The 22,263-nt window shown below is 72.4% G+C and carries 21 protein-coding genes; 19 read left to right on the top strand and 2 right to left on the bottom strand.

The features are described from left to right. Positions 1-283: 283 nt before the first annotated feature. The 8 genes from lepA to MNZ39_RS12900 are packed head-to-tail and all read left to right on the top strand — an operon-like array spanning position 284 to position 8,292. Positions 284-2,089 carry a translation elongation factor 4 gene (lepA, locus tag MNZ39_RS12935; protein WP_242339079.1) on the top strand — a complete coding sequence of 602 codons (1,806 nt, stop codon included), beginning with the start codon at positions 284-286 and terminating at the stop codon, positions 2,087-2,089. 7 nt (positions 2,090-2,096) lie between these two features. Further along, positions 2,097-3,119 (top strand): signal peptidase I, encoded by a 1,023-nt coding sequence (gene lepB, locus MNZ39_RS12930; protein WP_242339076.1) that lies wholly within the window; start codon positions 2,097-2,099, stop codon positions 3,117-3,119. A 20-nt stretch (positions 3,120-3,139) separates the two neighbouring features. Beyond that, the gene (locus tag MNZ39_RS12925; RefSeq protein WP_242339073.1) at positions 3,140-3,658 is read left to right on the top strand and encodes a hypothetical protein; all 519 of its coding nucleotides are present in this window, start codon (positions 3,140-3,142) and stop codon (positions 3,656-3,658) included. A gap of 11 nt (positions 3,659-3,669) precedes the next feature. Beyond that, on the top strand, positions 3,670-4,206 hold the full coding sequence (pyrR, locus tag MNZ39_RS12920) for a bifunctional pyr operon transcriptional regulator/uracil phosphoribosyltransferase PyrR (RefSeq protein WP_242339069.1): 537 nt from the start codon (positions 3,670-3,672) through the stop codon (positions 4,204-4,206). Then, positions 4,203-5,153 (top strand): aspartate carbamoyltransferase catalytic subunit, encoded by a 951-nt coding sequence (locus MNZ39_RS12915; protein ID WP_242339067.1) that lies wholly within the window; start codon positions 4,203-4,205, stop codon positions 5,151-5,153. The genes pyrR and MNZ39_RS12915 overlap by 4 nt, the downstream gene beginning before the upstream one ends. A 36-nt stretch (positions 5,154-5,189) precedes the next feature. Then, on the top strand, positions 5,190-6,491 hold the full coding sequence (locus MNZ39_RS12910; RefSeq protein WP_242339064.1) for a dihydroorotase: 1,302 nt from the start codon (positions 5,190-5,192) through the stop codon (positions 6,489-6,491). Beyond that, on the top strand, positions 6,488-7,606 hold the full coding sequence (gene carA / locus MNZ39_RS12905) for a glutamine-hydrolyzing carbamoyl-phosphate synthase small subunit (protein WP_242339062.1): 1,119 nt from the start codon (positions 6,488-6,490) through the stop codon (positions 7,604-7,606). Before MNZ39_RS12910 ends, carA begins: the two co-directional genes overlap by 4 nt. Next, a complete protein-coding gene (locus MNZ39_RS12900; RefSeq protein WP_242339059.1) occupies positions 7,603-8,292 on the top strand; it encodes a hypothetical protein in 690 nt (229 codons plus the stop codon). Before carA ends, MNZ39_RS12900 begins: the two co-directional genes overlap by 4 nt. 54 nt (positions 8,293-8,346) lie before the next feature. Here the strand turns inward: MNZ39_RS12900 and MNZ39_RS12895 are convergent, their stop codons facing one another. After that, a complete protein-coding gene (locus tag MNZ39_RS12895) occupies positions 8,347-8,895 on the bottom strand; it encodes a bifunctional nuclease family protein (protein ID WP_242339057.1) in 549 nt (182 codons plus the stop codon). A gap of 163 nt (positions 8,896-9,058) precedes the next feature. Between MNZ39_RS12895 and MNZ39_RS12890 the strand changes: the two genes are divergently transcribed. From MNZ39_RS12890 to MNZ39_RS12840, 11 genes are all read left to right on the top strand, one after another. Beyond that, positions 9,059-10,195 (top strand): PAS domain-containing sensor histidine kinase, encoded by a 1,137-nt coding sequence (locus MNZ39_RS12890; protein ID WP_242339054.1) that lies wholly within the window; start codon positions 9,059-9,061, stop codon positions 10,193-10,195. A 380-nt stretch (positions 10,196-10,575) separates the two neighbouring features. Then, a complete protein-coding gene (locus MNZ39_RS12885; protein ID WP_242339052.1) occupies positions 10,576-11,283 on the top strand; it encodes a carbohydrate deacetylase in 708 nt (235 codons plus the stop codon). Positions 11,284-11,395: 112 nt separating this feature from the next. Further along, on the top strand, positions 11,396-12,709 hold the full coding sequence (gene icd / locus MNZ39_RS12880) for an NADP-dependent isocitrate dehydrogenase (RefSeq protein WP_242339049.1): 1,314 nt from the start codon (positions 11,396-11,398) through the stop codon (positions 12,707-12,709). A 36-nt stretch (positions 12,710-12,745) separates the two neighbouring features. After that, complete coding sequence (mdh, locus tag MNZ39_RS12875; RefSeq protein WP_242339047.1) at positions 12,746-13,684, top strand: malate dehydrogenase; 939 nt, start codon at positions 12,746-12,748, stop codon at positions 13,682-13,684. A 322-nt stretch (positions 13,685-14,006) separates the two neighbouring features. Next, on the top strand, positions 14,007-15,170 hold the full coding sequence (gene sucC / locus MNZ39_RS12870) for an ADP-forming succinate--CoA ligase subunit beta (RefSeq protein ID WP_242339046.1): 1,164 nt from the start codon (positions 14,007-14,009) through the stop codon (positions 15,168-15,170). A 42-nt stretch (positions 15,171-15,212) separates the two neighbouring features. Further along, entirely contained in the window at positions 15,213-16,232 is a 1,020-nt protein-coding gene (sucD, locus tag MNZ39_RS12865; protein WP_242339045.1) for a succinate--CoA ligase subunit alpha, read from the top strand. A 44-nt stretch (positions 16,233-16,276) separates the two neighbouring features. After that, positions 16,277-16,717, top strand: a complete 441-nt coding sequence (ndk, locus tag MNZ39_RS12860; RefSeq protein WP_242339044.1) for a nucleoside-diphosphate kinase — start codon at positions 16,277-16,279, stop codon at positions 16,715-16,717. 150 nt (positions 16,718-16,867) lie between these two features. Further along, positions 16,868-18,232 carry a hemolysin family protein gene (locus tag MNZ39_RS12855; protein ID WP_242339043.1) on the top strand — a complete coding sequence of 455 codons (1,365 nt, stop codon included), beginning with the start codon at positions 16,868-16,870 and terminating at the stop codon, positions 18,230-18,232. Between the two features lie 12 nt (positions 18,233-18,244). Continuing rightward, the gene (gene rlmN, locus MNZ39_RS12850; RefSeq protein WP_242339042.1) at positions 18,245-19,372 is read left to right on the top strand and encodes a 23S rRNA (adenine(2503)-C(2))-methyltransferase RlmN; all 1,128 of its coding nucleotides are present in this window, start codon (positions 18,245-18,247) and stop codon (positions 19,370-19,372) included. A 43-nt stretch (positions 19,373-19,415) separates the two neighbouring features. After that, positions 19,416-20,357: a PfkB family carbohydrate kinase gene (locus tag MNZ39_RS12845; RefSeq protein ID WP_242339041.1), complete on the top strand. Its 942-nt coding sequence runs from the start codon at positions 19,416-19,418 to the stop codon at positions 20,355-20,357. A 56-nt stretch (positions 20,358-20,413) separates the two neighbouring features. Beyond that, positions 20,414-21,148: a metallophosphoesterase gene (locus MNZ39_RS12840; protein WP_242339039.1), complete on the top strand. Its 735-nt coding sequence runs from the start codon at positions 20,414-20,416 to the stop codon at positions 21,146-21,148. 45 nt (positions 21,149-21,193) lie between these two features. On the opposite strand, the gene MNZ39_RS12835 is transcribed toward MNZ39_RS12840, so the two are convergent. Continuing rightward, positions 21,194-22,263, bottom strand: a 1,070-nt coding sequence (locus MNZ39_RS12835; RefSeq protein ID WP_242339038.1) for a PQQ-binding-like beta-propeller repeat protein, incomplete at its 5' end; no start/stop codon positions are given.

The following is a 22,263-nucleotide window of genomic DNA, read 5'->3' as shown; positions in this document are numbered from 1 at the left end:
ACCCACGGGTATTGCAGGGGCTCCTCTTAAGGGTGAGCCAGGGTGGGGTGCAAGCGACCGGGTTCATCGGGACGCGGCGCGGGTCGCGCGCGCCAGGGCTCCTCGGCTCGCCTCCGCGAGGCGCGTGATGCCGAGCGCGGCGGACCGATATCACGTCGGCCTGCCATCCGAGCGTGCCGCGTTGCCGCGGGGCTCGGCCGCTCGAAGCGGCCGCCGGAGCGAGGCAGGTCGTGGAGGGCGGCGTGGCCCCTGGGGAACGCGCGTGTTACAAGCCCCGCGTTCCATGCCCCAGTCGAACGCGCACATCCGCAACTTCTCGATCATCGCCCACATCGATCACGGCAAGTCCACGCTCGCGGATCGCCTCCTCGAGCACACCGGGACCGTGAGTGAGCGGCACGCGCAGGCGCAGTTCCTCGACAACATGGAGCTCGAGCGCGAGCGCGGGATCACCATCAAGGCCCAGACCGTCCGCATGCGCTACCGCGCCCGCGACGGGAAGGACTACGAGCTGAACCTCATCGACACCCCCGGTCACGTGGACTTCGCCTACGAGGTGTCGCGCTCGCTCGCCGCGTGCGAGGGCGCGATCCTCGTCGTCGACGCCACCCAGGGCGTCGAGGCGCAGACGCTCGCGAACGTCTACCAGGCGCTCGACCACGACCTCGAGATCATCCCGGTCATCAACAAGGTCGACCTGCCGAGCGCGGACGTCCCCGGCGTGCGCGCCGAGATCGAGGAGGTCATCGGCCTCGACGCCTCGGAGGCGGTGCCGGCCTCGGCCAAGGAGGGCATCGGCATCGGGGAGATCCTCGAGGAGATCGTCCGCAAGGTGCCGCCGCCGAAGGGCGATCCCGAGGCGCCGCTCAAGGCGATCATCTTCGACTCCTGGTACGACTCGTACCGCGGCGTCGTCATGCTGGTCCGCGTGTTCGAGGGGACGCTCGCGCCGAAGCAGAAGATCCAGCTCGTCTCGAACAAGAAGCGGTTCGAGATCCAGGAGCTCGGCATCTTCGCGCCGTTCGCGATGCCGGTGCAGCAGCTCACGGCGGGCGAGGTGGGGATCGTCGTCGCCAACGTGAAGGACGTCCAGGACGCCAAGGTCGGCGACACCGTCACCGAGGCGGACCGGCCCACCGAGGACCCGTTCCCCGGCTTCAAGGTCGTGAAGCCGATGGTCTTCTCCGGCGTCTTCCCCATCGAGGCGAAGGACTACGAGCAGCTCCGCGACGCGCTCGAGAAGCTGCGCCTCAACGACTCCGCCTTCACCTTCGAGCCCGAGACCTCGACCGCGCTCGGGTTCGGCTTCCGCTGCGGCTACCTGGGGCTCCTGCACATGGAGATCGTCCAGGAGCGGCTCGAGCGCGAGTACAACCTCGCCCTCATCACCACCGCGCCCTCGGTCGTCTACCGCGTGACCGACACGCTGGGCGAGGTGCTGGAGATCGACAACCCCGCGAAGCTCCCGCCGGTCCAGCGGATCGCGAAGCTCGAGGAGCCGCACCTCACCTGCCACATCCACGCCCGCACCGACGACGTGGGCGCGATCCTGCAGCTCTGCCAGGACCGGCGCGGGGTGCAGCGCGACCTCAAGTACGTCGGCACGAAGCGCGTCCAGATCACCTACGACATCCCGCTCGCCGAGGTGGTCTTCGACTTCTTCGACAAGCTGAAGAGCGTGTCGCGCGGGTACGCGAGCCTCGACTACGAGCTGAAGGGCTACGAGGAGGCCGACCTCGTGAAGCTCGACATCCTCATCAACGGCGAGCCGGTCGACGCCCTCAGCGTCATCGTCCACCGGGAGCGCGCCTACCACCGCGGCCGCGAGCTCTGCCAGCGGCTCCGCGAGGTCATCCCGAAGCAGATGTACGAGGTCGCCATCCAGGCGGCGATCGGGGCGAAGATCATCGCCCGCGAGACGGTGAAGGCCTTCCGCAAGGACGTCATCGCGAAGTGCTACGGTGGCGACATCAGCCGCAAGCGCAAGCTCCTCGAGCGCCAGAAGGAGGGCAAGAAGCGCATGAAGCAGGTCGGCTCGGTGGAGATCCCGCAGGAGGCCTTCCTCGCCGTGCTGAAGGTCGAGGAGTAGCGCCGGCGTGGATCGCGACGCCCGCCGGCTCGCCCGGGCTCGCAAGGACGCGCGCCGCTTCGCGCGCGACGCCCGCCGGCTCGCGGCCCGCGACGCCCGAAGGCTCGGGGCGGCCCGCGCGGAGATCCTCGCCGCCGCCGACGAGGTGGACGCGGCCGCGGCGGAGGGCGAGCCCGCGCGGCTCTCGGCCGCCCTGCGCGCGCTCGACGCGCTGTGGGAGGTGCACCTCGCCCGGCGCGCGCGGCCGCTCTGGCGGGAGTACGCCGAGTCGATGCTCGTGGCGGTGGTCGTCGCGCTCTTCCTGCGCGGCTTCGTGGTCGAGGCCTTCAGGATCCCCTCGGGCTCGATGGTCCCGACGCTCCTCGTCGGGGACCACATCTTCGTCTCGAAGCTCGCCTACGCGATCCGGGTCCCCTTCACGCACCTGCGACTCCTGGAGCTCGGCGTGCCCAGGCGCGGGGACGTCATCGTGTTCGAGAACCCCCGCGAGCCGGCGAAGGACTACGTGAAGCGCGTGGCGGGCGTTCCGGGCGACGTGATCGAGCTCCGGGAGCAGGTCCTCTACGTGAACGGCGTGCCGCAGCCGCGCTCCCCCGATGGAGAGCTCCCCTACGAGGAGCGGAGCGACGCCACCGGGGCGCTCTTCTCGGACACCTGCCGCCGCTACCGCGAGGCGCTCGCGCGCGGCGAGCTGGCGCGGCCGGACGCCGCGGACGCCGCCGGTGCGGAGGCGAGCTGGCAGACGGGCGCGGCCGCGGGCGTCGCGACCTACGACGTGCTCCAGTGCCGGCGCGCGCGCCTCGCCGCGCGGGAAGGGCCGTTCGAGATCGTCCGGCCCGGCCACGTGTTCGTGCTGGGGGACAACCGAGATCGCTCGGCCGACAGCCGGGGCGAGGGCGGCTGGCAGGTGCCGTTCGATCACATCGCCGGGCGGGCGACGGTCGTGTTCTGGAGCTGGGGGGACGGGGGAGGGCTCCGGGGCGACGGCCGCGGGCCCCGGCTCGATCGCCTTTTCAAACGCATCGAGTAGCTGGTAGAAGATCCACCTCGATGCACGTCCCTCCCGTCGACCCCGCGCGCGCCCACGGCGCGCCGCGTCCTCGGGACGCGCGTTCGGGCCCCCGCCGCGCCGAGCGCGGCGCCGTCTCCTGGGTGACCCTGGTCCTCCTCGCCGGCCTCGGCGGCGGCGCCTACTGGCTCTGGGTGTGGGGACCGGTCTACGTGGTCCACTACGAGGTGAAGCAGGTCGTCCACGAGTACATCAACCAGGCGGTGCGGAACCCGCGGGACGCCGAGCTGGTGCGGAACATGGTCCACAAGCTCGAGACGCTCGCGAAGGTGGACGGGGTGGACGCCTACGGCGGCCCGGCCCGAGTCCCGGCGGTGGTGGTCGATCCCGCCGACGTGACCTGGGAGCGCGACGCGAACGCGGCGCCGCCCACGCTGCACGTCGCCTTCCAGTACGAGCGGTCCGTCACGTACCCGTTCCTCGATCGGACGGGGACGCGGGTGTTCACGGTCGACGTCGACGGCGACCTCTCCCGGCCGAACTGGGGACCGGAGCGCTGATGGAGGTGGAGATGAACGCACAGGAGCTTCAGCGCGCCGTGAAGCGGCTCGCCGAGGAGATCGCCGAGCGCGCGAGGGCCGCCGGCGCGGCGCCGCGCGACGTGGCCATCGTCGGGATCCGCCGCGGGGGCGTCCACCTCGCGGAGCGGATTCGCGCCGAGCTCGCCCGGAGCCTCCGCGCGGAGCCGCCGCTCGGGACGCTCGACATCGCGCTCTACCGCGACGACCTCTCGGAGCGAGGGGCGGCCCCCATCATCGGACCGACCGACATCCGGTTCCCGGTCGCCGGCAAGCTCATCGTGCTCGTGGACGACGTGCTCTACACCGGGCGGACCGTCCGCGCCGCGCTGGACGAGCTCGTGGACTTCGGCCGCCCGCGCCGGGTGTGGCTCGCGGTGCTCGTCGACCGCGGCGGGCGCGAGCTGCCCATCGCCGCCGACTTCGTCGGCGTCCGCCTCCAGGTCGCGGACGAGGACGTCGTCGAGGTCCGGCTCACCGAAGGCGGCGCCCCCGAGGACGCCGTCGTCGTGAAGAGGAGGGGGACGTGATCGGTCGCCACAAGCATTGCATCGCGCTCGCCGACTACTCGCGCGCGGAGATCCTCGAGGTCCTCGACCTCGCCGTCTCCATGAAGGAGGTCCTGCAGCGGCCCATCAAGAAGGTGCCGAGCCTGCGGGGCAAGTCGGTCGTGAACCTCTTCTTCGAGGCCTCGACCCGCACGCGCAGCTCCTTCGAGATCGCCGCGAAGGTCCTGTCCGCCGACGCGCTCAACTGGACCTCCTCGTCCTCCTCCGTGACGAAGGGCGAGACGCTCATCGACACCGCCCGGAACCTCGAGGCGATGCGCCCGGACGTGCTCGTCATCCGCCACTCGGCGGGCGGCGCGCCCCAGCTCGTCGCCGAGCACGTGGGCTGCGCGGTCGTCTCCGCGGGGGACGGCGCGCACGAGCACCCGAGCCAGGGGCTCCTCGACTGCTTCACGCTGCGGGAGAAGCTCGGGACGCTGGAGGGGAAGACCGTCGCCATCGTGGGCGACATCAGCCACTCGCGGGTCGCGCGCTCCGACATCCACGCCATGACGAAGCTCGGCGCGCGGGTGCGGCTCTGCGGGCCGCCCACCATGATCCCCGCCGGCGTCGAGGCCCTCGGCGCGACGGTGCACTACGGGCTCCGCGAGGCGATCGAGGGGGCGGACGCGGTGGTGATGCTCCGCATCCAGCACGAGCGCATCGGCGACCCGCTCATCCCGGGCACGCGCGAGTACTCGAAGCTCTGGGGGCTCAACGCGAAGAAGGCGGCCGAGTGGCTGCGTCCGGAGTGCGTGATCCTCCACCCCGGCCCGATCAACCGCGGCGTCGAGCTGTCGCCCGAGGTCGCGGACGGGCCGCAGAGCGTCATCCTCGATCAGGTGCAGAACGGGGTGGCGGTGCGGATGGCGATCCTGTACCTGCTCGCCGGCGGCAACCCCGCCGAGTCGGGCGAGGCGAAGGCGTGACGCGCGCGGCCGGACCGGCGCGTGAGCGGGGACGACATGGCTGAGGTGCTCTTCATCGAGGGTGGTCGGGTCATCGACCCGGCGAGCGGCACGGACGGCGTCCGCACCGTGGTCGTCCGCGACGGGAAGATCGCGGAGGTCGCGGAGCGCCTGGAGCGTCCGCGCGACGCCCGGGTGTTCGACGCCCGCGGCAAGTGGGTCACCCCGGGCTTCATCGACCTGCACGTGCACCTGCGCGAGCCGGGGCAGGAGTACAAGGAGACCGTCGCGACCGGGGCGCGCGCCGCCGTCGCGGGCGGCTTCACCGCCGTCTGCGCGATGCCGAACACGAAGCCCGTGAACGACAACGCGTCGGTGACGGAGCTCGTGCTCGCCCGCGCCGCCGCGGCGGGGCTCGCCCGCGTCTATCCCGTCGGCGCCATCTCGAAGGGCTCGAACGGCGAGGAGCTCGCCGAGTTCGGGGAGCTCCTCGCGGCCGGCTGCGTCGCGCTCTCCGACGACGGCCGCCCGGTCCTCTCCTCGGCGCTCATGCGCCGCGCGCTCGAGTACGCCAAGGCCTTCGGGTTGCCGCTCACGGTCCACGAGGAGGATCTGCAGCTCGTGGGCAAGGGCGTGATGCACGAGGGGGCCGCCTCCACCCGGCTCGGGCTGAAGGGCATCCCGGGCGCCGCGGAGGACGTGATGGTCCTGCGGGACATCGCCCTGGCGGAGCTGACCGGCGGCCGGTTGCACATCGCGCACGTGTCGAGCCAGGGCGCGGTTCGCGCCGTCCGCGCCGCCAAGGCGCGCGGGCTCGCCGTGACCGCGGAGGTGACGCCGCACCACCTCGCCCTCACGGACGAGGACGTCGCTGCGTCCGGCTACTCGACCGACTACAAGATGAACCCGCCGCTCCGCTCGGCCGAGGACGTGCGGGCGTGCCGGGAGGGCCTCGCGGACGGGACGATCGACGCCATCGCCACCGACCACGCGCCGCACTCGGCGGTGGAGAAGGACGTCGAGTTCGACGCGGCCTTGAACGGGATCACCGGGCTCGAGACGGCCTTCCCCGTCTGCCTGTCCCTCGTCCGGGCGGGCGCGCTGCCGGAGCGGCGCCTCGTGGAGGCGCTGACCATCGGCCCCGCGCGCGCGTTCGGCCTCGCGGGCGGGGCGCTCGCCGGCGGGGCGCCGGCGGACGTCGCGGTCCTCGACCCCGTAGCGGAGTGGACGGTCGACCCCGCGCGGATGTACTCGAAGAGCCGGAACACCCCGTGGAAGGGAAGCCGCCTCACCGGGCGTTGTGTGATGACGATCGTGGGCGGCCGGATCGTCCACGAGGAGGGCAGGACGGAAAGATGAAGCGGGCCATCCTCGCGCTAGCGGACGGCACGACGTTCGAAGGTCGCTCGTTCGGCGCGGCCGGGGAGGCGACCGGCGAGGTCGTCTTCAACACGTCGATGACCGGGTACCAGGAGATCCTGACCGACCCTTCGTACGTCGGGCAGATGATCTGCATGACGTACCCGGAGCAGGGGAACTACGGCGTCAACGGGCCCGACGACGAGTCGGTCCACCCGCACGCGACCGGGTTCATCGTGAAGAACTACGCCGAGGAGCCCTCGAGCTTCCGCGCGGAGCGGAGCCTCGAGGCCTACCTGGCCCGGTACGGCATCGTCGGGATCGCGGGGATCGACACCCGCCGGCTCACGCGGCACCTGCGCACCGCCGGCGCGCAGATGGGCGTCATCGCGACGGACGGGAGCGCGAAGGCGCTGGTCGAGCGCGCCCGGGCGCTGCCCGGGATGGAAGGGCAGGACCTCGCGACGCGCATCTCGACCGATCGCCCCTACTCCTGGAGCGAGACCGGCGCCGACGCGTGGTCGGACTCGGAGCGGCCGCAGGCGGAGCCGCGCTTCCACGTGGTCGCGTACGACTGGGGCCTGAAGCGCGCGATGCTGCGGCTCCTCGCCGAGCAGGGCTGCCGCGTCACCGTCGTGCCGGCGCGCACGACCGCCGCGGAGGCGCTCGCGCTGAAGCCGGACGGCGTGTTCCTCACGAACGGGCCCGGCGATCCCGCCGCGGTCGTGGGCGCGCAGGAGACCGTCGCGGGGCTGCTCGGGAAGACGCCGATCTTCGGGATCTGCCTCGGCCACCAGATCCTGGCCCTCTCCGTCGGCGCGAAGACCTACAAGCTCAAGTTCGGCCACCGCGGCGCGAACCAGCCCGTGAAGGATCTCGCCACCGGCAAGGTGGACATCACGGTCCAGAACCACGGGTTCGCGGTCGACGACAAGACGCTCGGCAAGCGCGCCCGGGTCACGCACCTGAACCTCAACGACGGCACGGTCGAGGGCATCGAGATCCTCGACGCGCCGGCGTTCAGCGTGCAGTACCACCCCGAGGCCTCCCCCGGCCCCCACGACGCGCGGCAGCTCTTCGGCCGCTTCGCAGCGCTCATGGAGCGCTCGCGATGAGGCTCGGGGAGCTCCAGGAGCGGCTCCTCGCGTGGGCGACGGCGGAGGAGCGGAAGGAAGAGCTGCTCGCCGCGCGCCGCGTGCACTTCGAGGCCTACGGCGAGCCGCACGACGAGGACCGCACCTACGAGGTCCGGCTGAACGGGATGCTGGACTTCTACCTCTACGACTTCCGCCCGTCCGGCGGCACGGGCACGACGCTCGAGCGGTTCCTGGAGTCGGAGGGGGCGGCGCTCTCGGCGGAGGACGCGAACGCCTACCACGAGCTCTCGAAGACGCTCCACGGGCTGTTCGAGGTCCGCAAGCTCTCGGAGGGCAAGGTCCGGGTGCGCGACGTGTTCACGGGTGGTGACTACGACGTGACCGAGCGGCGCACCACCGCCGGGCTCGAGAAGGGCGACCTCCTCGAGGCGCGGCTCCTGCCCTACGACGGGACCCTGCTCTTCTCCGGCGCGTTCCTCTACCACCCGCGCGAGGCGCGCAAGCCCATCCTGGCCGAGGTGAAGCGGCTCAAGAAGGCGGCCGGGAAGGGCAACTCGGCGGACGTGCCCGCCTTCCTCGCGCGCCTGGCGCGGATGGCGATGAAGCTCGAGCGGTACCGGAACGTGCGGCTCGAGTCGATCTACGACTTCTCGCCGGAGCAGCAGCACGCGGCGACGCCGCGCCCGCCGGCGAAGACCGGCTGAGCGCCGTCACCGGCCCCGCGGCACGCCGAGGCTCCGCGCAAGCGGCGGGCGCCATCAGAGCCGCAGCGGGTCGTCGCCCGCCTTCGCGGTCAGCGCCGCGTGAGACTCCCGGAGCTCCTCGGGCGTGAGCCCGGCCTTGGCGAGCAGCCGCCGGCTCGTGAAGATCGGCACCCGCGAGGCGAGCGCGAGGGCGAGCGACTCCGAGGGGCGGGCGGTGACCTCCACCTCGCGCCCCCCCTGCTCGAGCCGGACCCGCGCGCCGGTCGAGGTCTCCTCGGCGGCGTCGATCTCCACCGCGCGGACGCGCGCGCCGAGCGCGTCGAGCGCGCGACCCAGCAGGCTCTCCTGCGCCCGCCCCAGACGCGCCCCCACCCCCAGCGCCTCGCCGTCCGGGACGAGCAGCGGGAGCACCGTCCCGCTCGCTCGGTCGCGCAGCACGACGAGCGCCGCGGGTCCCTCCGGCATCGGCAACGCCGCGGCGAGCTCGAGCTCGACCCGCCCGTCGGGCGCGGACGCGGGCTTGGGCGCGGCGGTGGTGAGCAGCGCCAGCGCCGCCGCCGCGGAGATCGCGATGGGCAACGAGATCGACCCGGCGGCAGGCATCGGACGGTCGCTCCTCCCGGCGCGCGCCGGCGCGCCTCGCTCGAATGTGGGGTCCGCTCCTCTTCGCGCGCCACCGCGCCCCTGGGCGTCCGGCCCCGCGGGCGCCCGCACGGCGGGCGGGCGGGACTTCTTTCCGGCGGCCCGGGGCAACACCCTCAATGCGGTGGACTTCTCGCTGCTCGACTCCGTGCCGGACGCGATGGTCATCGCCGACGAGGGCGGCGAGATCGTGCACGTGAACGCGGAGGCCGAGCGGCTGTTCGGCTGGCCGCGCGCGGAGCTCTCGGGCCAGCCGATCGAGGTCCTCCTGCCTGGGAGGTTCCGGGCCATGCACCGCGCCCACCGCGGCGGGTATCACGCGGCGCCGCGGCGGAGGCCGATGGGGCTGGGCCTCGACCTGTCCGGCCTCCGGCGGGACGGGGCGGAGTTCGCCGCCGAGATCAGCCTCTCGCCCATCGAGGTGGACGGGCGGCGCTGCGTCGTCGCGGCCGTGCGGGACGTCAGCGAGCGCAAGCTGCTCGAGGAGCGGGCGCGGCAGTGGAGCCGCGCGCAGGAGAAGGCGCAGGAGGAGGTCCGCGAGCGGGACGAGTTCCTCTCCGTCGCGTCGCACGAGCTGCGCACGCCGGTCACGGCGCTCCAGCTCCAGCTCCAGCTCCTCCACCGGCTCACCGCGCGCGCGGGGACCGACATCCCCCGCATGCTCGAGCCGCGCGTCGAGGCGCTCGAGCGTCAGACGCGGCGCATCGCCATCCTCGTGAACGAGATCCTCGACGTCTCGCGTATGCGCCTCGGGCGGCTCCAGCTGCGCTACGAGCCGCTCGATCTCGCCGACGTCGCGCGCGAGGTGGCGGAGCACCTCCGCGAGGAGGTGGCGCGATCGGGATCGACGCTGCGCCTCGAGCTCGGCGCCGTCGTCGGACGGTGGGACCGGACGCGGCTCGAGCAGGTGGTCACGCACCTGCTCGTGAACGCGGCCAAGTTCGGGGAGGGGAAGCCCATCACGCTCACCGTCGAGGCCAGCGGGGCCCACGCGCGCATGCGCGTGAGCGACCAGGGCATGGGGATCGCGCCCGAGCACCACGCGCGCGTGTTCGAGCGGTTCGAGCGCGCCGTCCCCATCGCAAACTTCGGGGGGCTCGGCCTCGGTCTCTACGTCGCGCGCCAGATCGTCGAGGCGCACGGCGGGGAGATCCGCGTCGAGAGCGTGCCCGGCTCGGGGGCGACGTTCGTCGTGGACCTGCCGCGCGAGCCGCCCTCGGCGCGCGCGCCAGTGACCGTCGACGGGGCGGCGCTGCATTGATTTTGCGGGGACTGCGTCCCCGCCCCGCCGACGGCTGGCCGCCGTCGTCGGGGCCCCACCCCTGCTCGGCGGGGCCCGTGAACGGTCGCGCCCGCTTCGCGGGTTCGCGCAGGGGTGATCGCACGGGGACTGCGTCCCCGCCCCGCCGACGGCTGACCGCCGTCGTCGGGGCCCCACCCCTGCTCGGCGGGGCCCGTGGTCGCGCCCGCTTCGCGGGTTCGCGACCGTTCCCCGCCGGAGGGGCTTCGCCCCTCCCGCGCTTCGCGCGGGGCCCTCCCGCGAATGGGACCGCGCTCGCGCTCGCCCCGTCGCGGCGAGCGGGTTCCGACACGCTCTTGCGTGCTTGACCGGCGCGCCCGCGGGGGCGACGCTTCCGGAGCTTGAAGCTCCTCGTCGTCAACGCCGACGACCTCGGGTACGACCCCGAGATCGACCGGGGCATCTTCGAGGCGCACGCGCGCGGCCTCGTCACGAGCGCCACGGCCATGGTGGACACGCCGTTCGCGCGCGCGGCGCTCGCGGCGGCCCCGGCCACCCTGGGGGTGGGCCTCCACGCCGTCCTGGATCCGGGCATGTCGCGCGGCGCCGCGGAGGAGGCGCTCCGCGCGCAGCTCGCGCGGTTCGTGGAGCTCCGCGGGGCCGAGCCGACGCACCTCGACAGCCACAAGCACGCGCACGCGGCGCCCGCGGTCCTCGACGCATTCGCCGACCTGGCGCGGGAGCGCGGCCTGCCGGTGCGGGCCATCGACGAACGGATGCGCGACGCCCTGCGCGCCCGCGGCGTCGTCACTCCCGATCGATTCCTCGGGGACGCCGCGCTCCGGCCCGCCTGGACGGAGGAGGCGCTCGTCGCCGCGCTCGCGAGCCTCGGCGAGGGCACGACGGAGCTCATGGCCCACCCGGGTTACGCCCCGCTCCACGCGCGGACCTCGTTCGGGCGGGAGCGCGAGATCGAGCTCGCCGCGCTCTGCAGCGCCCGCGCGTGGACCGCCCTGGAGGCCTCCTGCGCGACGCGCAGTAATTTCGCGGGAGTGGCCGCGCGGGCCCGTTCGGGACCCCTCCAGGGCGCACGGATCGTCGACTCCTGAAGTCTGTAAGCCACCGATTTTCCGGGGCGTTTGCCGATGGCGCGCCTTTACTCCCCCTGGGCTGGGTGATAAGACCCGGCTCCACGTTTTCCCCACACGCGAGGTCCACCGTATGCCCGACGCTAAGCCCGTTGTGCCGAGGGATGGAGCCAAGATCACGCTGGTGAACGGGAAGCTGAACGTCCCCGACCGGCCGATCATCCCGTTCATCGAGGGCGACGGCACGGGCCGTGACATCTGGCGCGCCAGCCAGCGCGTGCTCGACGCGGCGGTCGAGAAGGCATACGGCGGCAAGCGCAAGATCGCCTGGACCGAGGTCTACGCCGGCGAGAAGGCGTTCACGAAGTTCAACAACTGGCTGCCCGACGAGACCATCGAGGCGTTCCGCGAGTACCTCATCGGCATCAAGGGACCGCTCACCACGCCGATCGGCGGCGGCATCCGCTCGCTCAACGTCGCGCTCCGCCAGCTCCTCGACCTCTACGTCTGCCTCCGGCCCGTCCGCTGGTTCAAGGGCGTGCCCTCGCCGGTGAAGCGCCCGGACAAGGTCGACATGGTGATCTTCCGCGAGAACACGGAGGACATCTACGCCGGGATCGAGTGGGAGGCCGGCTCGGAGCAGGCGAAGAAGCTCCTCGCCTTCCTCGAGAAGGAGTTCCCGAAGGAGTTCAAGAAGATCCGCTTCCCCGGCAGCACCGGCCTCGGGATCAAGCCCGTCTCGAAGGAGGGAACGGAGCGGCTCGTCCGCGCCGCGATCGAGTACGCGCTCCGCCTGAAGCGCAGGAGCGTCACCTTCGTGCACAAGGGCAACATCATGAAGTTCACGGAGGGCGCGTTCCGGAACTACGGCTACGCGCTCGCCGAGCGCGAGTTCGCCGACAAGGTCTACACCTGGGAGCAGTGGGAGCGGACCAAGGCCTCGAAGGGAGAGGAGGCCGCGAACGCCGAGCAGAAGGCGGCGCTCCAGGGCGGCAAGCTCCTCGTGAAGGACGCCATCGCGGACATCACGCTGCAGCAGGTGCTCACGCGCCCGGACGAGTTCGACGTCGTCGCGACCCTCAACCTGAACGGCGACTACCTGTCGGACGCGCTCGCGGCGCAGGTCGGCGGCATCGGCATCGCCCCCGGCGGCAACGTGAACTACATGACCGGCCACGCCATCTTCGAGGCGACCCACGGCACCGCGCCGAAGTACGCCGACCTCGACAAGGTGAACCCGGGCTCGGTGATCCTCTCCGGCGAGATGATGTTCCGTCACCTCGGGTGGAACGAGGCCGCGGAGCTCATCATCAAGGGCATGGACGGGGCCATCGCGGCGCACCGCGTGACCTACGACTTCGCGCGCCTCATGAAGGCCGAGGGCGTGGCGGACACGGTCGAGGTGAAGTGCTCGGAGTTCGGCGACGAGATCATCAAGCACATGTAGCTTCCTCGTACCTCTTCGCAGGAAGGGAGAAGATTCATGGCGGCTCGTAAGAAGATCGCTCTCATCGGAGCCGGTCAGATCGGCGGCACGATGGCGCTGCTCTGCGGCCAGCGGAACCTCGGCGACGTCGTCCTCGTCGACATCATGGAGGGCGTCGCGAAGGGCAAGGCGCTCGACCTCCAGCAGACCCGGGGCGTCCTCAAGTTCGACGTCGACGTCACGGGCGGCGGCACGAGCGACTACTCGATCATCCAGGGCGCCGACGTCTGCATCGTGACGGCCGGCGTGCCGCGCAAGCCCGGCATGAGCCGGGACGATCTGCTCAAGGTGAACCTCGACGCGATCACGAAGGTCGCGCAGGGCATCAAGCAGAACGCGCCGAACGCGTTCGTCATCGTCGTGACGAACCCGCTCGACTCGATGGTGTACGCGATGCAGAAGGTCACCGGCTTCGACAAGAAGAAGGTGGTCGGCATGGCGGGCGTGCTCGACACGGCGCGCTTCCAGTACTTCGTGGGCGAGGCGGCGGGCGTGGCGCCGCAGGACGTGACGGGCGTGGTGCTCGGCGGCCACGGCGACGACATGGTCCCGCTCGTGCGCTACTGCTCCGTGAACGGCACCCCGCTCACGAAGATCCTCGACAAGGCCAAGCTCGACGCGATCGTAGAGCGCACGCGCAAGGGCGGCGGCGAGATCGTCGCGCTGCTCGGCACCGGCTCCGCGTTCTACGCGCCGGCGGCGAGCGCGGTCACGATGGCGGAGGCGTATCTGCGCGACCAGAAGCGCGTGCTCCCGTGCTCCGCCTACCTCGAGGGCCAGTACGGCGTGAAGGACCTGTTCCTCGGCGTGCCGGTCGTCATCGGCGCGAAGGGCGTCGAGCGGGTCGTCGAGCTCGACCTCTCCGACGAGGAGAAGGGGATGCTCGCGAAGTCCGTCGAGAGCGTGAAGAAGTCGGTCGCCGAGACCAAGCTGTAGCGTCGGGTGGGCGTCCCGAGGGGCCGGCGCTGCCCGCGCCGCCCCCACCTCCCAAGTCCCCGCGCCGCGCGCCACGCGCGGGTGCGGTCTCGACCCGTGGCCGCCGGCGAGCGCGCGCCGCGCGGTGGCTCGCCGCAGGCGCGGGAGCGTCCTCAGGCCCTGATGGGCCCGGGGTGGAATCCAGCACTGCGGGAAGCGCCGGATCTGTGTAGAGGAGTGCCCCAAATCGATCCCGCTCACGCCCTCCGGCGCCGGGACGTGCCGAGCGCGCACGCCGGGCGAACGAGGGCGGACGCGCGCGGAGGCGAGGGAGTAACCCGCCGTGAAGATCCACGAATACCAGGCGAAGGACATCCTGAGGAAGTTCGGGGTCGCGGTCCCCCGAGGCTACCTCGCGGTCACGCCGCTCGAGGCCGAGGGCGCCGCACGGCAGCTCGGCGGCGGCATCTGCGCCGTGAAGGCGCAGATCCACGCCGGAGGCCGGGGCAAGGGCGGCGGCGTCCGCCTGGCGCGCTCTCCGGAGGAGTCGCGGCAGCACGCCGAGGCGATGCTCGGCATGATGCTGAAGACCCCGCAGACCGGTCCGGAGGGGCAGGAGGTCCGCAAGGTCTACATCGAGGAGGGCTGCCGGATCGCGCGGGAGCTCTACCTCGGGATGACCCTCGATCGCGAGGTGGGCCGGCTCGCGGTGATGGCCTCCACCGAGGGCGGGGTGGACATCGAGGAGGTGGCGGCGAAGCACCCGGAGAAGATCCTCCGAGAGTGGGTGGACCCGCTGACCGGGCTCATGGCGTTCCAGGCCCGCCGGCTCGCCTTCGGGCTCGGCCTGACGGGCGACTCGGTCGGCCAGTTCGTGCGCTTCGCGACGGGGCTCTACAACGCCTACGTCGCGACGGACGCGTCGCTCGCCGAGATCAACCCGCTCGTCGTCACCGTCGGGGGCGAGGTGCTCGCGCTCGACGCCAAGATGAACTTCGACGACAACGCGCTCTACCGGCACGCCGACATCGCCGCGATGCGCGATCCCGACGAGGAGGATCCCAAGGAGACGCAGGCGAAGGAGTACGACCTGCAGTACATCGCGCTCGACGGCGACATCGGCTGCATGGTGAACGGCGCCGGCCTCGCGATGGCCACCATGGACGTCATCAAGCTCTCCGGCGGACGGCCCGCGAACTTCCTCGACGTCGGCGGCGGCGCCGACGAGGACAAGGTCACCGCCGCGTTCAAGATCATCCTGTCGGATCCGCAGGTGAAGGCGGTGCTCGTCAACATCTTCGGCGGCATCATGAAGTGCGACGTCATCGCGAACGGCATCCTGGCCGCGGCGAAGCAGGTGGGCATCTCGATCCCGCTCGTCGTGCGGCTCGAGGGCACGAACGTGGCGCTGGGCAAGGAGATCCTCGCCCAGAGCGAGCTCGACATCATCCCCGCCGACGATCTCGGCGACGCCGCGCGCAAGGTCGTCCAGGCGGCGGCGGCGTAGCGGGGCGAGTCGAACGATACGGGTCGAAGGCGCGGAGGGCGCGTGAGCATCTACGTCGATCGAGACACCCGGGTGCTGGTGCAGGGCATCACCGGCTCGGCCGGGAGCTTCCACACCGAGCAGATGCTCGACTACGGGACGCGGGTCGTGGCCGGCGTGACGCCGAACCGCGGCGGCACCAAGTTCCAGGGGACGGTCCCCATCTTCCACACCGTCGACGAGGCCGTGCAGGAGACCGGCGCCAACGCGGCGGTCATCTTCGTGCCGCCGCCGTTCGCGGCCGACGCGGTCATCGAGTCGTCGGAGGCGGGCATCCCGCTCGTCATCGCGATCACCGAGGGCATCCCGGTCCTGGACATGATCCGGGTGCGGCGGTACCTCGCGGATCGCCCGCAGACGCGCCTCGTCGGGCCGAACTGCCCGGGCCTCATCACGCCGGGCCAGTGCAAGATCGGCATCATGCCCGGACACATCCACCGGCCCGGGCGGATCGGGGTGGTCTCGCGCTCCGGCACGCTCACCTACGAGGCGGTGAAGCAGCTCACCGACCTCGGTCTCGGCCAGTCCTCGGCGGTCGGCATCGGCGGCGACCCGGTGCACGGCACCGACTTCGTCGACGTGCTGCGCGAGTTCGAGGCGGACGGGGAGACCGAGGCGGTGATCATGATCGGCGAGATCGGCGGCACGGAGGAGGAGCGCGGGGCCGCGTTCGTGCGCGATCACATGACCAAGCCAGTCGTCGGCTTCATCGCCGGCCGCACCGCCCCCCCCGGCAAGCGCATGGGCCACGCCGGCGCCGTCGTCTCCGGCGGGAGCGGCACCGCCGAGGCGAAGATCGCGGCGATGCGCGAGGCGGGGATCAACGTGGTAGAAGGACCGCACCTGCTCGGCCGCGCGATGAAGGAGGCCCTCGAGCGTCGGAGCCGGCACCGGCCCGCCGCCGCGGGCAAGCGCGCGTCCTCCCAGGCGCCGGCGCGCAAGGGGGCGGCGTCCCGCAACGCGGCCCCCTCCCAGCGCGGCGGCAAGTCCGCCCGGAAGGCGGCGAAGCGGGTGCGCGACTAGGGCGCGCCCGCGATCACCCATCGAAGCACGAGGAGCAACGCAACATGGCGATCGAGCGCACCCTCTCCATCATCAAGCCCGACGGCGTCGAGAAGGGCGTCATCGGCCAGGTCATCGCCCGGTTCGAGAAGTCCGGCCTGAAGCCCGTGGCGATGAAGCTGGCGCACCTCTCCCGCAGCGAGGCGGAGGGGTTCTACGCGGTCCACAAGGCGCGTCCCTTCTTCAACGATCTCGTGAAGTTCATGACGAGCGGCCCCGTCGTCCTCATGGTCCTCGAGGGCGAGGGCGCGGTCGCGAAGAACCGCGAGATCATGGGCGCGACGGATCCGGCGAAGGCGGCGGCGGGCACGATCCGCAAGGACTTCGCCACGGACATCGAGAAGAACACCGTCCACGGGTCGGACAGCCCGGAGAACGCGAAGGTCGAGGTGAGCTACTTCTTCCCCGAGATCGCGATCCATTCGTACGCGTGGAAGAAGGTCTAACGTTCGGATGTTGTTAGGTTTAGTCGGGCCGGTACCCGATCGGGTGCCGGCCCGATTGCCGTTTCCGGTTACAATCAGTTCAACCCGTCCCCCCCGGACGGGTCTCGTCTCTGTCTCTCAGGGCAAAAGGAGCACGCGGGCTTGGATGCGGTGCCGACATGGAAGTGGCTGCTCGGGATCTTCTTCCTCGTCGCGTCCGCGTTCTGCTCCGGCACCGAGACGGCGCTGACGGCGCTCGGTGACGCGCGCGCGCGGCAGCTCCGCGACGCGGGTGGTCGGCGCGCCCGGATGCTCGGCGTCTGGATCGCGCACCCCGAGCGCATCCTCTCGACGCTCCTCATCGGCAACACCCTCGTGAACATCGGCGCGGGCGCGCTCGCCGCCGCCATCGGCGCGACGCTCGCCGCGCGCGCCGGCTGGAACGACGCCACGGGCGTCACCGGGGCGACGGCCGTGGCCACGATCGTCATCCTGTTCTTCGGCGAGATCATCCCGAAGACCCTCGCGAAGCGGCACCCGATCAAGGTGTCGCTCGCCCTCATCCCGTTCGTGAAGGCGCTCGCGTGGCTCATGTGGCCCCTCTCGTCGGCCGTCACGCGGGCGACGAGCGGGCTGTTCCGCCTGTTCGGCGGAGCGCAGGGAGCCACCGGCCCGGGCGTCACGAGCGAGGAGATCGAGTACCTCATCGAAATGGGCACGCGGGAGGGCGTCCTCGACGAGGTGAAGGAGGAGCTCCTCAACAGCGTGCTCGAGTTCGCCGACCGCGTCGCCCGGGAGATCATGGTGCCGCGCACCCGGATGGTGGCGGTCGACCGGGACGCGCCCCAGGACGAGCTCTTCCGGATCGTCACCGAGAACCCGTACAGCCGCATGCCCGTCTACGAGGGCTCGATCGACAACGTCGTCGGCGTGCTCCTCGTCCGCGAGATCATCCAGGACCTCCGCCAGGCGCGCGCCATCTCGCTCGAGCGGTGCGTGAAGCCGGCCTTCTTCGTGCCGGAGGGCATGAAGATCTCGCGGCTCCTCAAGGAGATGCAGCGCCGGCGCACGCACCTCGCGATCGTGGTGGACGAGTTCGGCGGGACGAGCGGCCTCGTCACCCTCGAGGACGTCATCGAGGAGATCGTGGGGGAGATCCAGGACGAGGGCGACGTGGAGGCCGCGCCGGTGAAGGCGATCGCGCCCGGCGTCTGGCTCGCCGAGGCGGGGATCCCGCTGCACGATCTCGAGGCCTACCTGAACGAGCGGCTCGAGGAGGCCGCCACCGCCGCGGGGGAGGAGCGCCCGCCGGAGGTGCGCTTCCCGGAGGAGGGGGACTACGAGACGCTGGGCGGGTTCGTGACCGCCACGGCCGGGCGCGTCCCCGCGGTGGGCGCGATCGTCGCCTGGGACGGGCTCACCTTCACGGTCCGGGCGGGCGACGAGCGGCGCGTGACGCGCGTCGAGATCGCCCGGCGCGCGGCGGCTCCCGAGGCGCCGACGGAGCCCGCGGCGCACGCGGCCAGCGGCGCTTAGAAGAGAGGCCCGATGACCGCGTTGCTCGACCCCGAACGGCCGGAGGCCCGGCCCGACCTCCGATCGTTGCCCCTCGACCACCTGACCGCCCTCGTGGCGTCGCTCGGGGAGCGTCCGTTCCGGGCGCGCCAGCTCTTCCGCTGGCTGCAGCAGAAGGGCGCGGCCTCGCTCGACGAGCTCTCGGACGTGCCGCGCGCGCTCCGCGCGGCGCTCTCCGAGCGCACGACGCTCACGACGCTCGAGCGGGCGACCGAGCAGCGCTCGGTCGACGGGACCATCAAGTGGACCTGGCGCACCCACGACGGGAAGCTCATCGAGTCCGTGTACCTGCCGGAGCCGGATCGCCGGACGCTCTGCGTCTCCTCGCAGGCGGGCTGCGCGGTCGGCTGCACCTTCTGCCTCACCGGCACGATGGGCCTCGCGCGGAACCTCACGCCCGGCGAGATCGTGGACCAGGTCCATCGGGCGAACCGGCGCATCGTCGAGCTCGGGGAGGGGGAGGGCCCGCGGCCCCTCACGAACCTCGTGTTCATGGGGATGGGCGAGCCGCTCGCGAACTACCGCAGCCTCAAGATCGCCCTCGACCTCCTCCTCGCCGAGGACGGCCCGAACTTCTCGCACCGCCACGTGACGGTCTCGACGAGCGGCCTCGTGCCGGTGATGCGGAGGCTCGGCGAGGAGACGCCGGTGAAGCTCGCCGTCTCCCTCAACGCGACGACCGACGCGCAGCGCGACGCGATCATGCCGATCAACCGGCGCTACCCGCTCGCCCAGCTGCTCGACGCGTGCCGCAGCTTCCCGGTCCGGAACGGGCGCCGGATCACGTTCGAGTACGTGCTCCTCGGCGGGGTGAACGACTCGCTCGAGGACGCGGCGCGGCTCGTCGGCCTCGTGCGCGGGATCCCGACGAAGGTGAACCTCATCCCCTACAACGCGAACCCCGGGCTGCCGTTCCACGCCCCCGCGCCCGAGCGCGTCGTCGCGTTCCAGGAGGCGCTCGCCGCGCGGAACCTGACCGCCGTCGTGCGCAAGAACCGCGGCCGCGACATCTCCGCCGCCTGCGGACAGCTCGCCGCGGAGGGCGGGCCCGGCGATCCGCGCCGCGCGCAGGCGTTGACCCGCCTGCCCGTGGCGGGCTAATCAGGCGGCCGGCCGGCTCAGCCGGCGGAAAGGTCGCGTGGACATGGCGCTGCTCGCCGTCGGCTCGGTCGCCCTCGACTCCCTGGAGACGCCGTTCGGCGCCCGCGAGGAGGTGCTCGGAGGCTCGGCCTCGTACTTCGCGACGTGCGCGAGCTTCTTCGGCCCGACGCGGGTGGTCGCGGTCGTCGGGGAGGACTTCCCGGACGAGCACGTCCGGTTCCTCGCCTCCCGCGGGATCGACCTCGGCGGGCTCGTGCGCCGGCCGGGGCGGACCTTCCGCTGGAAGGGACGGTACGAGTTCGACCTCAACACGGCGCACACGCTCGACACCCAGCTGAACGTGTTCGCCGAGTTCCGGCCCGAGCTGCCGGAGCACTACCGCGACTCGGAGTTCGTGTTCCTCGGGAACATCGACCCCGATCTGCAGCGCGCGGTCCTCGACCAGGTCCGGGGCCCGCGGTTCGTGGCGTGCGACACGATGAACTTCTGGATCTCCTCGAAGCGCCAGAGCCTGCTCGAGACGCTCCGCCGGGTCGACCTGCTGTTCGTGAACGACGCGGAGGCGCGCCAGCTCGCCGAGGAGCACAACGTCGTGAAGGCGGCGCGGCGGATCCTCTCGTTCGGGCCGAAGGCCGTCGTCGTGAAGCGCGGCGAGTACGGGGCGCTCTTCTTCTCGGGCGAGGAGGTCTTCGCGGCCTGCGCGGTCCCGCTCGCCTCCGTGTTCGATCCGACCGGCGCGGGCGACAGCTTCGCGGGCGGGTTCATGGGCTACCTCGCCCGGAACGGCGGCCTGGATCACGCCGCGATGCGGCGGGCGATCGTGCTCGGGAGCGTGCTCGCGAGCTTCACGGTCGAGCGGTTCTCGCTCGACCGGCTGCGCTCCCTCGAGCCGGCGGAGATCCTGTCCCGCTACGCGGAGGCGCGCCGCCTCGCTCACTTCGACGACCTCGAGCTGGACCTGTTCGGCGGCGCGTCCCTGGGTTGACGCCGCTTCGCCGCGGCGGCTACCATCCCGACGCGTCCGGGGGGGCGCGCCCGCGCATGCGCATCGGCATCCTGTCCGACATCCACTCGAACCTCGAGGCGCTCACCGAGACGCTCGGGGCACTCGAGAGGCTCCGGCCGGACACGATCATCTGCCTCGGGGACGTCGTCGGCTACGGGGCGAGCGTCAACGAGTGCTGCGCGCTCGTCCGGAAGCGCGCGGCGGTGACCCTGCTCGGCAACCACGACGCCGCGGTCGCCGGACGGATGGACTACAGCTTCTACTACGACGCGGCGCGACACGCGCTCGACTGGACCGCGTCGCGGATCGACCCCGATCACCTCGAGTGGCTGCGCGGCCTGCCGTACGCGCATCGGATCGAGAGCGCCCAGTTCACGCACGCGAGCCCGGTGGATCCCGAGGCGTACGAGTACGTCTTCGCGATCGAGCAGGCGCGGGAGCTCTTGCCTCACCTCGACGCGCTGGCGGACGTGAACTTCCTCGGGCACTCGCACCTCTGCAAGGCGTTCGCGCTCAACGCGGCGGGCGACGTGACCGAGGTCGTGGCGCCGCGCTTCGGGCTCCGCCGCGGCTACAAGTACGTGATCAGCGTCGGCTCGGTCGGGCAGCCGCGCGACTGCGACAACCGCGCGTCGTTCGTGCTGTACGACTCGGACGAGCGGGTGGTCGAGTTCCACCGCGTCCCGTACGACGTCGAGTCGGCGGCCCAGAAGATCTTCGACGCCGATCTCGCGCTCAACTTCGGCAAGCGGCTGTTCATCGGTGTGTAGCGGGGGGCTGCGCCCCCGCCCCGGGCCAGCGGCCCCGCCGCAGCGTCACGCCACCAGGCTGAGATGCGTCGCGACGCGGTAGCCGGTCGCGAGGCCGTCCGCGTCCATCAGCGCGAGCCCGAGCGTGGCGTCCACCGCCAGGCGCGCGGGCGCGACGCCCGGGATGGCGCCGACGATCTCGCCCGTGCGCGCGTCGAGCGCGGTGACGCCGTCCGCCGCGACGAGGACGGTGCCCCGGGCGATCGCGGGCGGCACGGCGCCCGAGGGCGCCGGCGCCCCGGCCGGCGGGGGACGGCTCCAGCGCACGGTGCCTTCGCGCCCGAGGGCGACGACCCCTCCCGCGGGATCGCGCGCGACGAGGAGCGCGCCCGCGGCCGCGATGGTGGGAGGGCCGGCGAGCGGCGCCACCACCGTCCAGGCCGGGGCCCCGCCCTCGTCCAGCGTCGCGACGATGGGATCGCCCGCGAGCGCGCCCGCGATCGCGAGCCGTCGCCCCCACGCGATGGGCGGGCCCGAGGGGACGAGCTCGAGGCGCGCCTCCCAGCGTCGGGCGCCTCCCGCGGGATCGAGCGCGAGGGCGACGGCGCCGACGCCCGAGTCGGCGGCGCACAGGACGAGCGCGAGCCCCGCGAGCGCCGCGGGGGGCCGCACCACCGGGCCGGGGCCCCGCACGCGCCACACGACGCGTCCGGTCCCGTCCACGCCGTAGACGAACCCGGTGTCCGCTCCCACCGCGACGATGCCGCCGAACGCCGCCGCGAAGAGCCGTCCGGCGCCCGGCGGCAGGAGCCGCCACAGGATCCGTCCGGTGGCGGGGTCGAGCGCGGTGAGCGCTCCACCTCCGACCACGAGGAACGGCCCGTGCGCGAAGGAGAGCGCGGTGAACGCGGAGGGACCGGGCAGGGGCTCCGTCCAGAGCGGGCGGCCGGTGCGGAGCGCGAGCGCCTCGAGCGCGCCGCCGCGCGAGACGAGCAGCGTCCCGGGCAGCGCCGCGGCGTGGGCGGCGCCCGGGGCGCGCCAGAGGACGCGGCCGGTGCTCCGCTCGACCGCGGCGACCGCCGCCGCGCCCGCCGCGATCGCCACGCCACCGCGCCCGTACAGGCCGGGGCCGGCGG

The sequence above is a fragment of the Anaeromyxobacter sp. SG66 genome (assembly GCF_022690805.1).
In the GTDB taxonomy this organism is placed as follows: Bacteria; Myxococcota; Myxococcia; order Myxococcales; family Anaeromyxobacteraceae; genus Anaeromyxobacter; species Anaeromyxobacter soli.
Note: the sequence above shows the minus strand (reverse complement) of the source record. Positions and strands in the feature narration are given on the sequence as shown.

Coding starts and splice junctions, on each gene's coding strand:
- lepA (WP_242339079.1), top strand. CDS start 284: ATGCCCCAGTCGAACGCGCACATCCGCAACTTCTCGATCATCGCCCAC.
- MNZ39_RS12925 (WP_242339073.1), top strand. CDS start 3,140: ATGCACGTCCCTCCCGTCGACCCCGCGCGCGCCCACGGCGCGCCGCGT.
- icd (WP_242339049.1), top strand. CDS start 11,396: ATGCCCGACGCTAAGCCCGTTGTGCCGAGGGATGGAGCCAAGATCACG.
- pyrR (WP_242339069.1), top strand. CDS start 3,670: ATGAACGCACAGGAGCTTCAGCGCGCCGTGAAGCGGCTCGCCGAGGAG.
- MNZ39_RS12910 (WP_242339064.1), top strand. CDS start 5,190: ATGGCTGAGGTGCTCTTCATCGAGGGTGGTCGGGTCATCGACCCGGCG.
- MNZ39_RS12840 (WP_242339039.1), top strand. CDS start 20,414: ATGCGCATCGGCATCCTGTCCGACATCCACTCGAACCTCGAGGCGCTC.
- MNZ39_RS12900 (WP_242339059.1), top strand. CDS start 7,603: ATGAGGCTCGGGGAGCTCCAGGAGCGGCTCCTCGCGTGGGCGACGGCG.
- mdh (WP_242339047.1), top strand. CDS start 12,746: ATGGCGGCTCGTAAGAAGATCGCTCTCATCGGAGCCGGTCAGATCGGC.
- ndk (WP_242339044.1), top strand. CDS start 16,277: ATGGCGATCGAGCGCACCCTCTCCATCATCAAGCCCGACGGCGTCGAG.
- carA (WP_242339062.1), top strand. CDS start 6,488: ATGAAGCGGGCCATCCTCGCGCTAGCGGACGGCACGACGTTCGAAGGT.
- MNZ39_RS12895 (WP_242339057.1), bottom strand. CDS start 8,895: ATGCCTGCCGCCGGGTCGATCTCGTTGCCCATCGCGATCTCCGCGGCG.
- MNZ39_RS12845 (WP_242339041.1), top strand. CDS start 19,416: ATGGCGCTGCTCGCCGTCGGCTCGGTCGCCCTCGACTCCCTGGAGACG.
- rlmN (WP_242339042.1), top strand. CDS start 18,245: ATGACCGCGTTGCTCGACCCCGAACGGCCGGAGGCCCGGCCCGACCTC.